Here is a 12940-nt window from a genome sequence, read left to right on the forward strand (position 1 = left end):
CGCGGTTGCCGCGCGGGGCACAGCGGGGTTTTCTGTCTGCCTCGGCCCTGCTGCAACGGCCATCGTAAGCGAGGAGACCTATGGGCCGGGAGGCCCGGCGGCGGCAAAACGGTTTTCCGCGGGTATGGGAGCTCCGCAATACTCGGCCCCCGGGGGGCTTCGCCCCCGCTGTTCCCCTTGTGTTCCCCCTTGCGGAAGGTGTGCCGAGCCATGGAACCCGTCACTTTGACCACCTCGCGCCTGACCTTGCGCCCGCTGGAGCCCTCCGACGTCGACGCGGTGCTGGCCGCGTGCCAGGACCCGGAGATCCCGCGCTGGACGACCGTCCCCTCGCCGTACACGCACGAACACGCGGTGGATTTCGTCGAGCGGATATCGCCGGAGGGCTGGCGCGACGACACCCTCTACAACTTCGGCGTCTTCACCCGGGAGAGCGGCGCCCTGGTCAGCTCCATGGGGCTGGTGAGGCTGGCGCAGCTGCCCGCGCCCGGCCGGCAGGCCGAGCTGGGCTACTGGACGGTGAAGGAGCAGCGCGGCCAGGGCTACACGGCGGAGGCGGGCCGGGCGGTGTGCGACTGGGCCTTCTCCGCGCTGGGCGTGGAGCGCCTGGAATGGTTCGCGGAGGCCGGCAACGTCGCCTCACGGGCGGTGGCGCTCCGTATCGGCTTCGTGATGGAGGGCACCCTGCGGTCGAAGACCGTGCAGCGCGGGACCCGGCGCGACACCTGGAGCGCGGCCCTGCTGCCCTCGGACTGGGGCCGGGATTCGGCGACCGCGTATCTGCCCCACGACCCGGGGAAGCCGTCGACGTGATCCCGCCCGAACGGCGGTCTTCGCAGGCCAGCACCGATTGTCAGAGGGGCGTCCTACGCTTGCGGCCATGACAGCGCTGCCGCCGCCCCAGCTCTCCCTGTCCGCCGACCAGGCCCGCAGGATCGCCCTGCGCGCCCAGGGCTTCCTCGGCGCCCCCGACCGGCGGGGCGGCACCCGGGGAGTACTGCGCTCGCTGGGCGCGGTGCAGCTGGACACGATCTCGGTGCTGGCCCGCTCGCACGAGCTGATCCCCTACGCCCGGCTGGGCGCGGTGGGCAGGGAAGCGGTGGAGCAGGCGTACTGGTCGGGTGACCACGCCTTCGAGTACTGGTCGCACGCCGCCTGCATCCTGCCCATCGAGGAGTGGCCGCACTTCGCCTTCCGCCGCCGGGCACGGCGGGCACGCGGCCACCGCTGGCACGTGCTGGCCGACGCCGAGCGGTCCTGCGCCGCCGTGCTCGACCGGCTGCGGACCGGCGGGCCGCTGACGTCCACCGAGCTGGGCGGCGCTAAGAAGGGCGGACCGTGGTGGGACTGGTCCGAGACGAAGATCGCCGTCGAGTGGCTGCTGGACACCGGTGACGTGGTCTGCACCCGGCGGCGCGGCTGGAAGCGGGTCTACGACCTGGCGGAGCGCGCCGTCCCCGTTGCGCTGCTGCACGACGACATCGACGACGCCGAGTGCATGCGGCGGCTGGTCGCCCAGGCCGGCGCGGCCATGGGCGTCGCCACCCGCGCCGACCTGGCGGACTACCACCGGCTCAAGGGCGAGCAGGTCAGTGCCGTGGTCGCCGACACGGGCCTGGTCCCGGTCGAGGTCGAGGGCTGGGGCAAGCCGGCGTGGGCCGACCCGGCGGCGCTGGCGAGCGAGCCGCGCGGCCGGCACCGTACGACGCTGCTGTCGCCCTTCGACTCGCTGGTCTGGGACCGGCCGCGCACCGAGCGGATCTTCGGCTTCACCCACCGCCTGGAGGCGTACACGCCCAAGCCCAAGCGGGTCCACGGCTACTTCGCGATGCCGCTGCTGGCCGGCGGCCGGCTCGTCGGCCGCGTCGACCCGGCACGTGAGGGCACGACACTGGTCGCCCGGCAGGTGACGCTGGACGACCACAAGGCGGTGCAGCCCGCCGCGGACGCCATCGCGGAGGCCGCCGGCTGGGTCGGCTGCGTGGAGGCCCGGGTGGAGCGGGTGCTCCCGGAGACCCTGCGCGAGCCGCTGGTCACCGCGGTCAAGCGCAGCCACGACCGCCGCTAGGACCTGCCGCGGGGCGGGCCTCAGCGGATCTCCAGGATCTTCTCCCGCATCGCGTAGACCACGGCCTCCATCCTGGAGTGCAGCTGCAGCTTCTCCAGGATGTTGCGGACGTGGTTCTTCACCGTGTTCTCGCTGATGAAGAGCTGTTTGGCTATGTCCCGGTTGTTGAGCCCGGTGGCCACCAGCTTGAGGACCTCAAGCTCCCGGTCGGTGAGCTTGGGCGCGGGCAGCAGCCGCCGCTCGTCGGTGCGCTGGATCATCGACTTGAACTCGGTCAGCAGCTTGGACGCCATCGACGGGCTGATCTGCGACTGCCCGTCCGCGACCGCGCGGATCGCGGTGGCCACCTCGTCGGTGGAGATCTCCTTGAGCAGGTAACCGGTCGCCCCGGCCTTGATCGCCTCGTAGAGGTCGGCTTCCTCATCGCTTATGGTCAACATGATGATCTTGGCGCTGGGTGCCACCTCCTTGATGGAGGTGCAGGCCTCGATACCGCCGCGGCGCGGCATCCGCACATCCATCAGCACGATGTCCGGCAGCAGGTCGGCCGCCTTGTCCACCGCCTCGGCGCCGTCCCCCGCCTCGCCGACGACCTGGATGTCCTCCTCCTGCGCGAGCACGATCTCCAGGCCCCGCCGGAACAGCGCGTGGTCGTCGACCACCAGCACCCGGATCGGCTCGGCCGGCGTCGGCCCGGCCGGATCATCCGGTCCTTCGTCAGGGCCAGGTCCGCTCCCGCCGGCAGCCCGGTGCGCGAAGTCCGGCATCAAACCCTCCCCCTCAGACCAGAGTTCACCACTTCCGGTCCAGCATTTCACGTCCCGGCACGGTGGTGCCCCAGGACGAACCCGGGGCACCGCGGCGCCCGCCCTACCGTGCAGCGACCCCGTTCAGCGGTGCAGCGCCCCACCGGCTCCGGCCGGGGCCTCCGATCCCGCCTCGTCCGCGTTGAGATGGATCACGCCGTAGTCGTAGCCGTGCCGCCGGTAGACCACGCTCGGCTGCTTGGTGTCGACATCGACGAACAGATAGAAGTCGTGCCCGACCAGCTCCATCTCGTAGAGCGCCTGGTCGAGTGCCATCGGTGCCGCCGCGTGCGTCTTCTCCCTGACGACCAGCGGGCCGTCGCCGCGTACCTCCATCGTGCCGATCCGCTTGGTCGGCACGCCGTCGGCCGTCGGGTCACCGCCGACCGGCTCTCCCTCGGCGTTCATGTAGGCCGCGTCCGGCACCGCGGAGGCGACGTCCGCAGCCGGGATCCGGCCATTCCCCCGGCGGGTGTGCCGCTTGCTCGCGGCCTTGCGCAGCCGCGCCTCCAGCTTGGTCACCGCGACGTCCAGCGCGGCATACGGGTCGGCGGCCGCCGCTTCTGCCCGGACCACCGGACCACGGGTGTTGAGCGTGATCTCCACCCGGTCGGAACGCTCCGCCTGCCGCGGGTTGAGCTCCTTGGACACCTCGACGTCGAGGCTGATCACCTTGCCGTCGAGCTTCTGGATCTTGTCCAGCTTCTCGGCCACGTGCTTCCGGAACCGCTCAGGCACCTCGGTCTTGCGGCCCTTGACGACGATGTCCACGCAGAACTCCGTTCCCGGATCGCGCCGGGTGACCGCCGCGATCCCTTTTGCTGAGGCCGGCCCGGGTGCCAGTCCCGTCCGGCGCTGCGTTGGCTGCCGCTCCGCCCCCCGGGCTCACCGGGAACCGCGAAGCCGCGGCTTTCACCTCCTCCTGCCCCACTGGGAAGATCAACACCCCACGGTGTTCGCTTCCCTCTCCCCCGAACATAGTCCCGGAGTGCGGAAGTCGGCATCCCCAGCGCCGCGCGACCTCCGTTCGGATGAATCCCGTCCGTTGTCACCTGCGGCGATAGGCACCGGAGTGGGTTTCGGGGCCATCCGGCCCAGCCACCACCGCCGCTCCTACCACCCTCCCTCCTGCTACGGTGACGGCTCGCGCCGCCACGCTCAGTGATGTCCCGGTCGTCATCAGATCGTCCACCAGGACGACCGGTGCCGCCGCCAGCAGCGCCGCGGAGCCGCCGACCGCCTCGACCGCACCGGACAGGTTCTCCAGCCGCCCGGCCGCGTCCAGCCCGGCCTGGTCGGCGACCACCCGCCGCTGCCGCAGTAAAGTCACCGCCCTGGCCGGTGTCCCCTGCCGGCGCAGTACCGCTGCCGCGGCACGGGCCATCCGTGCCGTCGCGTCATGGCCCCGTCTCGCCACTGCCCGCCGTGCGGAGGGCACTGGTACCAGCAGCACCGTCCCCGCGACGCCCAGCGGCCGTACAGCCGCGGCAAGGGCGCTTCCCAGCGGCCGGGCCAGGCCCAGCGCACCCCTTTCCTTGTGCGCCAAGAGCACGGCCCGCACCTCGTCGCCGTACCGCCCCGCCGCGTAGACCGGTGGCAGCCCCGCCGGCTCCGCTGCCGGACGCACCCTCCGCACCGAGGACGCCCCGCCCAGCAGCCCTCGGCACCGCTCGCACAACTCCGTACGCGGACGCCCGCAGCCCGCGCAGTCCACCGGCAGCACCAGCCCGGCGATCTCCCGCCACCAGCCCTGCATTCCTCCACTGTGACCGCTGCGGTCCACCGGCTGCCAGTCACTCGTTCGGGGGCTGTGGACAACTCGGATCAGGCACCTGACAAGCCCGCCGGACCCGCTGGTCAGCGGCCCGCCAACCCGGTGACCGGGCGGTCATCAGCCCGGCCACCCGGCCGCCCGGCCGCCCCGCGGTCAGCCGGGGTAGACCGGGCTGCCGCCCTTCGGGCGGACCTGCTTCCAGTTCGAGTCGTCGGGCAGCCAGTAGACGCTGCCGTTGTAGGAAGCCAGCAGCGGCCTGCTCATGTCCTCAGAGGCCGCCACCGCCACCGCCTCGCCGATGCTCTCCAACGCGAGCGCCGCGGGGGAACCGTCGGTGCTCACGTACTGGATCTGCTGCCCGCCACCGCCGACCTCGCTGCCCAGCAACACCAGCTTGCTGCCGCCCGCCCAGGACACCGAGCCGACGGTCTCCCCCGCCGGCGTGAGGTCGCGCAGGTCCGCCACGCTGAACTGCGGCTTCTCGAACGAGCCACCTCGCTCGATCCGGCCGAGCTTCAGCGTCTTGACTCCGTCCTCGTCCACCACCAGGGCGATCCGCACCCCGTCGGAGGCGACCCGCAGTGACTCGACCCGCCCGTCCAGCTCCGGCACGTCCACCTGGGCAGCCGCCCCGATGCCGTTCCGCAGCACGTACAGCCGGGAGGCCGCCGGGTTGCGGTCGGCCACCCACAAGTCGCCGAAGCCGTCCCAGCTCGGCGCGCTCAGCCCGTTCTTCGGGTTCTGCGCGGAACTGGTCAGCTGCGACGGCTGGAGGGTCGCGCCGTCCGCCAGCGAGCCGACCACCAGGTGGCGCCCGTCGGTCTTGACCCCGGCAGCCATCGCCCCGTCGCGCCGCACCGCGACCGACGCCAGGTCCGCCTTCGCCGCGCCGAACGGCCCGGGCACCGGAGCCGCGGTGCCGTCCCCCGACAGCTCGTACAGCTGGTGCTGCTCGGACCCGATGAAGTACCGCCCGGTCGCGGACCCGATCAGAGCAGTCGGAGCGAACACCTGGCTGCTGGGCAGCGTGCAGATCGTGGCGCCGTCGTCGCGCTGCACCTCCACGGACGCCAGTTTCCCCGTCAGCTGGTCCTGCACGGTGGCGAAGAGCTGCGACGCCAGCCGCACGCACTGGTCGTGCCCCAACCCGTCGGCCGCCCTGTTCAGCCGCACCTTGAGGTGCTGGGGGTCGTCCCACGTGACGCCCTGGCCCGGCCCCTTGCCGTACGTCCGGACACCGGCGGGTGCCGCCGGGGCCACGGCAGGGGCAAGCCAGTCCGTGGGACCGCCGAGCAGCGCGGACACCGTGGCGGCCAGCGGATCGGGCTGCTGCTTGCGCAGCCACACCGGATCGGCGACCAGTGCCTGCTGCCGAGTGCCTGACCGCTGCGCGTCAGAGCCCAGTTCGGCGAAGTAGTACATGTTCACGGGGTAGTAGATCCGCTGGAAGTCCGACTTGGAGAGGATCAGGCCGTCGTCCAGCTTGCTGATCCGCCACTCCTTGCCCTCCTTGACCAGGTGGACGGTGGTGCGGAACGGGCCGTCGTCGGGCTGGTAGGCGTGCTTGGCGTCCACCAGCGCGGCCTTGGCCCCCGACACCGCGATCGTGGCAACCGCCTTGGACCCGGTGCCGACGTCCGTGCTGTCGGGGCTCTGCGGGCCGTTGTTCAGCACGGTGATCCCGGCCAGGGGGTCCCACTGCTCCTGGAGGGATTTGGTCAGGTACTTCTTGGCGGTCGCGAAGTCGGGTTCGCCACTGGTGGTGGCCTCGAGGAAGCCGCTGACGATCTCGGCGGGTGTCTCGCCGACGTGCGGCGGGATACCGAACACCCGCACCTGCGCGTCGGCGTCCGCCAGCTGCCCCTTGTCGACCTTGCGGACCTCGCCGCTGCTCGGCATGGACGCGCATCCGGCCAGCACCAGCACAGCCCCCAGCGGAAGCGCACCGCCCCTGAGCACCCGCAGCGCCCGGCCCCCCATCACCCGCATCAGACGTCGTCCTCCCGAGCCGCTTCCCTGCGCTCCACCACTCGCGCCCCGTTGCCCGGCAGCGCCGCCGGATCGGCCTTCGCCCAGCGTGCCGGGGCGACGCTGGGCATCGGCGGTATACGGGGCGGCCGCCCGCCGTCCTGCCCGTGCCCGTTGCCCATCGTGGTGACGGCGTCGCTCGCCGCCCCGGCCCGCGGTACGGGCACGGTCGGTGCCGTCGCGGCCGGACGTCCCGAGGTGAGCAGAGCGCGGTTGCGGCGGGAGTCGTCGGGCTCCAGCGCGATCGGCGACCCGCGCAGGCTGTCACCAGCGGTGCGCGGCAGTGTCATGCGGAACTGGGAACCGCCACCGGGCTCGCCCCATGCCTGGAGCCAGCCGCCGTGCAGCCGCGCGTCCTCCACCGCGATCGACAGCCCGAGGCCTGTACCGCCCGTGGTGCGCGCCCGGGCCGGATCTGCCCGCCAGAACCTATTGAACACCCGGGTCGCCTCACCCGGCTTGAGCCCGACACCGTAGTCCCGGACCGCGACCGCGACGGCGCCGTCGGCCGTCGCCAGCCGCACGACCACGTCCCGGCCCTCACCGTGCTCGATCGCGTTGACCACCAGGTTGCGCAGCACCCGCTCGACCCTGCGCGGGTCGGCCTCGGCGATGACCGGCAGGGCGTCGCCGCGTATCACCACCCGGCTGCCCTTGCGCTCGGCCAGCGGCTCCGCGGCGTCGACCACGTGCCGTACGACGTCGCGCAGGTCTATCGGCTCCGCCGACAGCTCGGCCGCGCCCGCGTCGAACCTGCTGATCTCCAGCAGGTCGGAGAGCAGCGACTCGAAGCGGTCCAGCTGGTTCTGCAGCAGTTCCGCGGAACGCGCCGTCACCGGATCGAAGTCACCGCGTCCGTCATGGATGACGTCCGCGGCCATCCGCACCGTCGTCAGCGGGGTCCGCAGCTCGTGCGACACGTCGGAGACGAAGCGGCGCTGCATCCTCGACAGGTCCTCCATCTGCTGGATCTTGACCTGCAGATTCTGCGCCATCTTGTTGAAGGACTCACCGAGCCGTGCGATGTCGTCCTCACCGGTGACCTGCATACGTTCCTGCAGCCGGCCCGCCGCGAGCCGTTCGGCGATCCCGGCGGCCATCCGCACCGGCGTTACCACCTGGCGAGTCACCAGCCACGCGATGGCGCCGAGCAGCACCACCACGAAGATGCCGGCTGTCGCCAAGGTCCCCTTGACCAGGCCGAGGGTCTTCTCCTCCTGGTCGAAGGGGAACAGGTAGTACAGCTGGTAAGCGTTGCCATTGGGGTCGGTGAGGCGTTTGCCGACCGCGAGGGCGGGCCGCGGGGGGCTGCCGTCGGTCAACCTGAGCACTGTGTACTGCTTGAGCGCGCCTACGTGCGTCTCGACGGCGTCACTGAGCGACTTGGGAATGGTGGCGCTAGGGTCCACGTGGTTCGTACCGCGCGCTCCCCGGGCGTTGGTGCTGCCCTCGCCGGGACCCGCGCCGGCGTCCGCGCCCGGGCTGAGCGTGGCGATGTAGTACACGCCCTTGCCGCCGCTCTGGAACTGGGCCGCCAGGTCGTTGAGCCAGGCCCCCGAGTCCACCGGCGCGGGCGCGGAACCGGAAGCCGGGCCGTCCTGAGCCTGGCTGCCCTGGGTCGCCATGCTCGACGCGATGGAGAAGCCGCCGGTGGCCTGGTTCTCCGCGGCCTTCTCCTTCGCGTCGAGCAGGCCGTTCTTCACCTGCCCGATGACGACGAAACCGAGCAGCAGCACCACACCGGCGGACATCAGCAGGGTGAAGGCCACCACTCGCAGCTGGAGATTGCGCCGCCACAGCCGGGATGCCGGCTGCAGCGGACGCCGTGCCCAGCGCACGCACGAGCGGATCACCGGCAGCAGACCGCGCATCGGGTCCGCAAGCCGGCTCTCCAGCCGCTCACGCTCGTACGACGCGCTCATCTCAGCCCGGTCCCGCCTTGTAACCGACACCGCGGACGGTCACGACGATCTCCGGGCGCTCGGGGTCCTGCTCGACCTTGGAGCGCAGGCGCTGCACATGCACGTTCACCAGCCGGGTGTCCGCGGCGTGCCGGTAGCCCCACACCTGCTCCAGCAGCACCTCACGGGTGAAGACCTGCCACGGCTTACGGGCGAGCGCGACCAGCAGGTCGAACTCCAGCGGCGTGAGCGCGATCGGCTGACCGTCGCGCTTCACCGAGTGGCCGGCCACGTCGATCACCAGATCGCCTATGGTCAGCTGCTCCGGCGTGGGCTCCTCGGCCCGGCGCAGCCGCGCCCGCACCCGCGCCACCAGTTCCTTGGGCTTGAACGGCTTGATGACGTAATCGTCCGCGCCCGACTCCAGGCCGACGACCACGTCCACGGTGTCGCTCTTGGCTGTGAGCATCACGATCGGCACGCCTGATTCCGCCCTGATCTGCCGGCAGACGTCGATACCGTCCCGCCCGGGCAGCATCAGATCGAGCAGTACCAGGTCCGGCTTCGCCTCCCGAAAAGCGGCAAGCGCCTTGTCACCGTCGGCGCAGAACGACGGCTCGAAACCTTCTCCGCGCAGCACGATGCCAAGCATCTCTGACAGCGCGTTGTCGTCGTCGACGACCAGGACACGTCCCTTCATACCGACCATCATCCCATTTGCATATCGATACCGGTGACCTTTCGTGATCAAGGTCACGTTATGCGACTATTGTCCCTGGTTGTACGCGGTTGCGCTGCCCCCCAGTTGCAGCCTGTGGATAACTTGTGGACCAGTCCGCACCCGGCGCTCCACGGAGCGTCACCGAGTGTCCTGCTGTGCACACACCGCCGCAAGGCTCTCGGCAGTCACGGGTGACACCACACCGTTCTCCGTGACGATCGCAGTGATCAGCTCCGGCGGTGTGACATCGAATGCCGGATTATAGGCCTGCGTGCCGAGCGGTGACGGCGCCAGATCCGTCACCTCGCTCCCCGGCCGCTGCTCCACCTCGATCGCCGCGCCGTTCACCGTGGCCAGATCGACCGTCGTCGTCGGCGCGACAACGATGAACGGCACCCGGTGGTAGCGGGCGAGCACCGCCAGCGGATAGCTGCCCACCTTGTTCGCCGTCGACCCGTCGGCCGCGATCCGGTCCGCCCCGATCAGCACCGCGTCCACCTCGCCCGCGGTGAACAGCGACCCGGCGGCGTTGTCGGCGAGCAGCGTGTACGGCATCCCCGCCCGTGCGGCTTCCCACGCCGTCAACCGCGCGCCCTGCAGTAGCGGGCGGGTCTCGTCCACCCACAGCCGCCGCAGCTCCCCGGCCCGGTGCGCGGCCATGGCCACACCCAGCGCGGTCCCCTCACCGCCCGACACCAGCGCACCGGTGTTGCAGTGCGTCAGCATCCGATACCCGCCGCCGGGCGCCAGCTCCGCCAGCAGCTGCATGCCGTGCGCCGCCATCGCCGTACTGGCCGCGGCGTCCTCGGCGTGCAGCCGCCGCGCCTCGGCAAGCGCGGCCGCCGCCCCCTGACCGGGACCTGCCGCGCGGAACGCCGCCAGAGCCCGCCCTACGCCGTACTCGAGGTTCACCGCCGTCGGCCGAGCGTGCGCCAGCACACCCGCCGCGTCTTCCACGTCGTAACCCCGAGCCGCCGCCAGCGCGATCCCGTACGCCCCGGCCAGTCCGAGCAGGGGCGCACCGCGGACGGCCAGGGAACGTATCGCCTGGACGAGCACCGGTACGTCGGTGCAGACCAGCTCCACCTCCTCCTGCGGCAGCCGCGTCTGGTCGAGCAGCACCAGGACGGGACCGTCCGGCGGCTCCTCCCAGCGCAGCGCAGGAACCGTTCCATTACCGGATTTCGCGAGGTGATCACCCATCCGTCCAGTCTGCCCTGCCAGGCCCGACCTGCGGCAGCCCGTGGCACGATGGCGACCAGTACCGACAGGACATACGAAAGGGCAGCCTCCGATGACCAACACTCCGGGCTGGGCCTCGCCCGGATCCTCCGACTCGCAGGAGCCGGACGGCGGCGACAGCCCCCAAGACACCCCCTCAAACGCCTCCACGGCCCCCGCGGACGAGGACGGCGCCACAGACAGCGGGCACAGTGCGCCTGCCGCGCAGGACGACGCTCCGCCGGTCCCGCCGGTGAGCGGCGTCTGGTCGCAGCGCCAGCCCCCGCCCGGCCCGTGGCAGCACACTCCGTCGGGCGTCGGTCCGCAGGCCGCCGCAAGGCCCTCCGAGCCCTCTGACGCGCCCGCCCCGGCCCCCGAGGGCGACGACGCGCCCACGCCGCCCGCTCCCGCCCCGTCCGACGACCGCTCTCCGTCCGCCGGGACCGTGCCGACCGAGGCACCCGCGCCGACGCCCCCGGCCACGGGACACAGCGGCGGCTGGGGGCAGCAGTGGGCTCCGCCGGCACCCCCCGCGTCGCCGCAGCACGGCGGCCCGCGCTGGGGTCCGACGGCGGCCGGTTACGGGGCCGCACAGCCGCCGTACGCCACCAAGCCGGCCGCGCCGCAGCCCGGCGTGATCCCGCTGCGTCCGCTGGACGCGGGAGAGATCCTCCAGGGCGCCGTGTCCACCCTTCGGCTGCACTGGCGGGCCGCGATGCTGCTGGCCTTCGTCGTCGGCCTGCTGACCGAGAGCGTCAACGCGCTGATCAGCGGCCTCCTCATTGATGACACACGAATTGATGACCTGAACCGCGAATCCGACCCGAGCGTCCACGACATCCTGCACGCGCTCAGCGGCTCGGTCGGGGCGTCGGTCCTGGTCATCCTCACGAGCATGATCGGCGTGATCCTCACGGCCGGCCTGCTGACCGTCGTCATCAGCCGTGCCGTCCTCGGCCGGCCCACCACCGTCCGGTCCGTCTGGCAGGACGTCCGCCCCCGGCTGGGACAGCTCATCGGCCTCGCGCTGCTGCTGCCGCTCGGGCTGTGCGCGATCATCGCGGTGCCCGCAGCCCCCGGTCTGCTGATCGCGCTGGCAGGCGGTGAGAGCGGTGGCGCGTCACTCGCCTCACTCGGCCTGATCTGCGGAGTCGTCGTCTCGATCTGGCAGTGGAATCTGTGGAGCCTCACCGCCCCGGCCCTCATGCTCGAAAAGCAGGGCCTTCAGGCAGCGCTGAAGCGCTCGATGAAGCTCGTCAACGGCTCGTGGTGGCGCGTCCTGGGCGTGCAGCTGCTCATGCTGCTCATCGCGGCTGTCGCGTCGCTCGTCATCCAGGTGCCTTTCGCGCTGATCGCCGACGCGGTCGGCGGTGACAGCGGGAGCAGCCTCTTCTCCGCGAGCACCGACAGCAGCTGGACCACGATCATCATCCTCGCCATCGGCGGCGTGATCAGCTCGACTCTGACCCTGCCGATCAGCGCGGGCGCGGTCTCTCTCCTGTACGTCGACCAGCGCATCCGCCGCGAGGCCCTCGACGTCGACCTCGGCCGCGCGGCAAAGGTCCCCGGATACGAGGCTCCCGCCACGGTGGGCGCCGAGCGCTGAGAGCCCGTAACACGATCTTGTGAATCCTGGCTGGTGGGTGCACCCGGTGTGATCATTCGCCGTTTGTATGTGCGTGAGCAACAGGCCGTGGATCGTGGACGATGCGTTGTGGGCGTTGGTCGAGCCGCTGCTGCCGCAGTGGCCGGAGAGGTCGCCGGGACCGCGGCCTGTGGACGATCGGCTGTGTCTGCAGGACATCCTGTTCGTGCTCTGCACCGGCATCACCTGGCAGCAACTTCCGCTGGAGCTGCGCTTCGGCTCGGGGCAGACCTGCTGGCGACGGCTCGGCCGGTGGCACGAAGCCGGTGTTTCGAATCGCGCATCGGATGCTGCTGGCCAAGTTGAACGCGGCTAGACGCATCGACTGGACTCGTGCCTGTATGGACGCCTCCCACGTGAAGGCGAAAAAAGGGGCGAAGCGACTGGCCGGTCGCCGATCGATCGAGGCAAAACGGGGCAGCAAACACCACCTGATCTGCGATGGCAACGGCATCTCACCCGCAGCCGGCCGCGCAGGAAGACCGCTCAGACGCCCCGACACCCTGCTTGGCGACAAGGGATACGACAGCAACCCCAACCGCCAGGACCCCCCGTCCTCTCCCGCAAAGGCGCCCTCCAACCTTGAAGGACGCTGTTACAAGATCGTGTGACGAGCTCTGAGAGTCCGGGTCCGGAACGGAAACGCAAAGAAGCCCCGCCCCGAGAAAATCTCGGGGCGGGGCTTCTTCTAATAATTGTTCGGCGGCGTCCTACTCTCCCACAGGGTCCCCCCTGCAGTACCATCGGCGCTGAAAGGCTTAGCTTCCGGGTTCGGA

General features: G+C 71.1%; 12 protein-coding genes and 1 rRNA gene. 5 read left to right on the forward strand and 8 right to left on the reverse strand.

Going from position 1 to position 12940, the window contains the following annotated elements; translation table 11 throughout:
* Positions 1-210 precede the first annotated feature (210 nt).
* Complete coding sequence (locus tag NFU81_RS28280; protein WP_251495738.1) at positions 211-813, forward strand: GNAT family N-acetyltransferase; 603 nt, start codon at positions 211-213, stop codon at positions 811-813.
* A gap of 67 nt (positions 814-880) precedes the next feature.
* Entirely contained in the window at positions 881-2068 is a 1188-nt protein-coding gene (locus tag NFU81_RS28285) for a winged helix-turn-helix domain-containing protein (protein ID WP_251495740.1), read from the forward strand.
* Positions 2069-2088: 20 nt separating this feature from the next.
* Here NFU81_RS28285 and NFU81_RS28290 read toward each other — a convergent pair whose 3' ends face one another.
* The 7 genes from NFU81_RS28290 to mtnA all read right to left on the reverse strand — a co-directional run bounded on the left by NFU81_RS28290 (position 2089) and on the right by mtnA (position 10501).
* Positions 2089-2835 (reverse strand): response regulator, encoded by a 747-nt coding sequence (locus NFU81_RS28290; protein ID WP_251495743.1) that lies wholly within the window; start codon positions 2833-2835, stop codon positions 2089-2091.
* 123 nt (positions 2836-2958) lie between these two features.
* Positions 2959-3645 (reverse strand): ribosome hibernation-promoting factor, HPF/YfiA family, encoded by a 687-nt coding sequence (gene hpf, locus NFU81_RS28295; RefSeq protein ID WP_251495746.1) that lies wholly within the window; start codon positions 3643-3645, stop codon positions 2959-2961.
* 277 nt (positions 3646-3922) lie between these two features.
* On the reverse strand, positions 3923-4630 hold the full coding sequence (locus NFU81_RS28300; protein WP_251495749.1) for a ComF family protein: 708 nt from the start codon (positions 4628-4630) through the stop codon (positions 3923-3925).
* Positions 4631-4801: 171 nt separating this feature from the next.
* Entirely contained in the window at positions 4802-6637 is a 1836-nt protein-coding gene (locus NFU81_RS28305; protein ID WP_251495751.1) for an LpqB family beta-propeller domain-containing protein, read from the reverse strand.
* Positions 6637-8547: an MtrAB system histidine kinase MtrB gene (gene mtrB / locus NFU81_RS28310; RefSeq protein ID WP_251495791.1), complete on the reverse strand. Its 1911-nt coding sequence runs from the start codon at positions 8545-8547 to the stop codon at positions 6637-6639. Before mtrB ends, NFU81_RS28305 begins: the two co-directional genes overlap by 1 nt.
* Positions 8548-8599: 52 nt before the next feature.
* Positions 8600-9289 carry an MtrAB system response regulator MtrA gene (gene mtrA / locus NFU81_RS28315; protein ID WP_274037345.1) on the reverse strand — a complete coding sequence of 230 codons (690 nt, stop codon included), beginning with the start codon at positions 9287-9289 and terminating at the stop codon, positions 8600-8602.
* 147 nt (positions 9290-9436) lie between these two features.
* A complete protein-coding gene (gene mtnA / locus NFU81_RS28320; RefSeq protein ID WP_251495768.1) occupies positions 9437-10501 on the reverse strand; it encodes an S-methyl-5-thioribose-1-phosphate isomerase in 1065 nt (354 codons plus the stop codon).
* A 91-nt stretch (positions 10502-10592) separates the two neighbouring features.
* On the opposite strand from mtnA, the gene NFU81_RS40860 reads away from it, so the two are divergent.
* The 3 genes from NFU81_RS40860 (at position 10593) to NFU81_RS28335 (ending at position 12775) form a co-directional block, all read left to right on the forward strand.
* Positions 10593-12125 carry a hypothetical protein gene (locus NFU81_RS40860; RefSeq protein WP_274037348.1) on the forward strand — a complete coding sequence of 511 codons (1533 nt, stop codon included), beginning with the start codon at positions 10593-10595 and terminating at the stop codon, positions 12123-12125.
* A gap of 94 nt (positions 12126-12219) precedes the next feature.
* Positions 12220-12480, forward strand: a complete 261-nt coding sequence (locus NFU81_RS28330) for a transposase (protein WP_251495771.1) — start codon at positions 12220-12222, stop codon at positions 12478-12480.
* Positions 12452-12775: a hypothetical protein gene (locus tag NFU81_RS28335; RefSeq protein WP_251495773.1), complete on the forward strand. Its 324-nt coding sequence runs from the start codon at positions 12452-12454 to the stop codon at positions 12773-12775. Before NFU81_RS28330 ends, NFU81_RS28335 begins: the two co-directional genes overlap by 29 nt.
* 86 nt (positions 12776-12861) lie before the next feature.
* On the opposite strand, the gene rrf is transcribed toward NFU81_RS28335, so the two are convergent.
* Positions 12862-12940, reverse strand: a 5S ribosomal RNA gene (rrf, locus tag NFU81_RS28340); the annotation flags it as partial.

The sequence above is a fragment of the Actinacidiphila cocklensis genome (genome assembly GCF_907177275.1).
Classification (GTDB): domain Bacteria; phylum Actinomycetota; class Actinomycetes; order Streptomycetales; family Streptomycetaceae; genus Actinacidiphila; species Actinacidiphila cocklensis.

What these genes read in the sequence shown, in the direction of transcription:
- NFU81_RS28280 (WP_251495738.1), top strand. Translation starts at nt 211, where the DNA reads ATGGAACCCGTCACTTTGACCACCTCGCGCCTGACCTTGCGCCCGCTG.
- NFU81_RS28285 (WP_251495740.1), top strand. Translation starts at nt 881, where the DNA reads ATGACAGCGCTGCCGCCGCCCCAGCTCTCCCTGTCCGCCGACCAGGCC.
- NFU81_RS28290 (WP_251495743.1), bottom strand. Translation starts at nt 2,835, where the DNA reads ATGCCGGACTTCGCGCACCGGGCTGCCGGCGGGAGCGGACCTGGCCCT.
- NFU81_RS28300 (WP_251495749.1), bottom strand. Translation starts at nt 4,630, where the DNA reads ATGCAGGGCTGGTGGCGGGAGATCGCCGGGCTGGTGCTGCCGGTGGAC.
- NFU81_RS28305 (WP_251495751.1), bottom strand. Translation starts at nt 6,637, where the DNA reads ATGCGGGTGATGGGGGGCCGGGCGCTGCGGGTGCTCAGGGGCGGTGCG.
- mtrB (WP_251495791.1), bottom strand. Translation starts at nt 8,547, where the DNA reads ATGCGCGGTCTGCTGCCGGTGATCCGCTCGTGCGTGCGCTGGGCACGG.
- mtrA (WP_274037345.1), bottom strand. Translation starts at nt 9,289, where the DNA reads ATGATGGTCGGTATGAAGGGACGTGTCCTGGTCGTCGACGACGACAAC.
- mtnA (WP_251495768.1), bottom strand. Translation starts at nt 10,501, where the DNA reads ATGGGTGATCACCTCGCGAAATCCGGTAATGGAACGGTTCCTGCGCTG.
- NFU81_RS40860 (WP_274037348.1), top strand. Translation starts at nt 10,593, where the DNA reads ATGACCAACACTCCGGGCTGGGCCTCGCCCGGATCCTCCGACTCGCAG.
- NFU81_RS28335 (WP_251495773.1), top strand. Translation starts at nt 12,452, where the DNA reads ATGCTGCTGGCCAAGTTGAACGCGGCTAGACGCATCGACTGGACTCGT.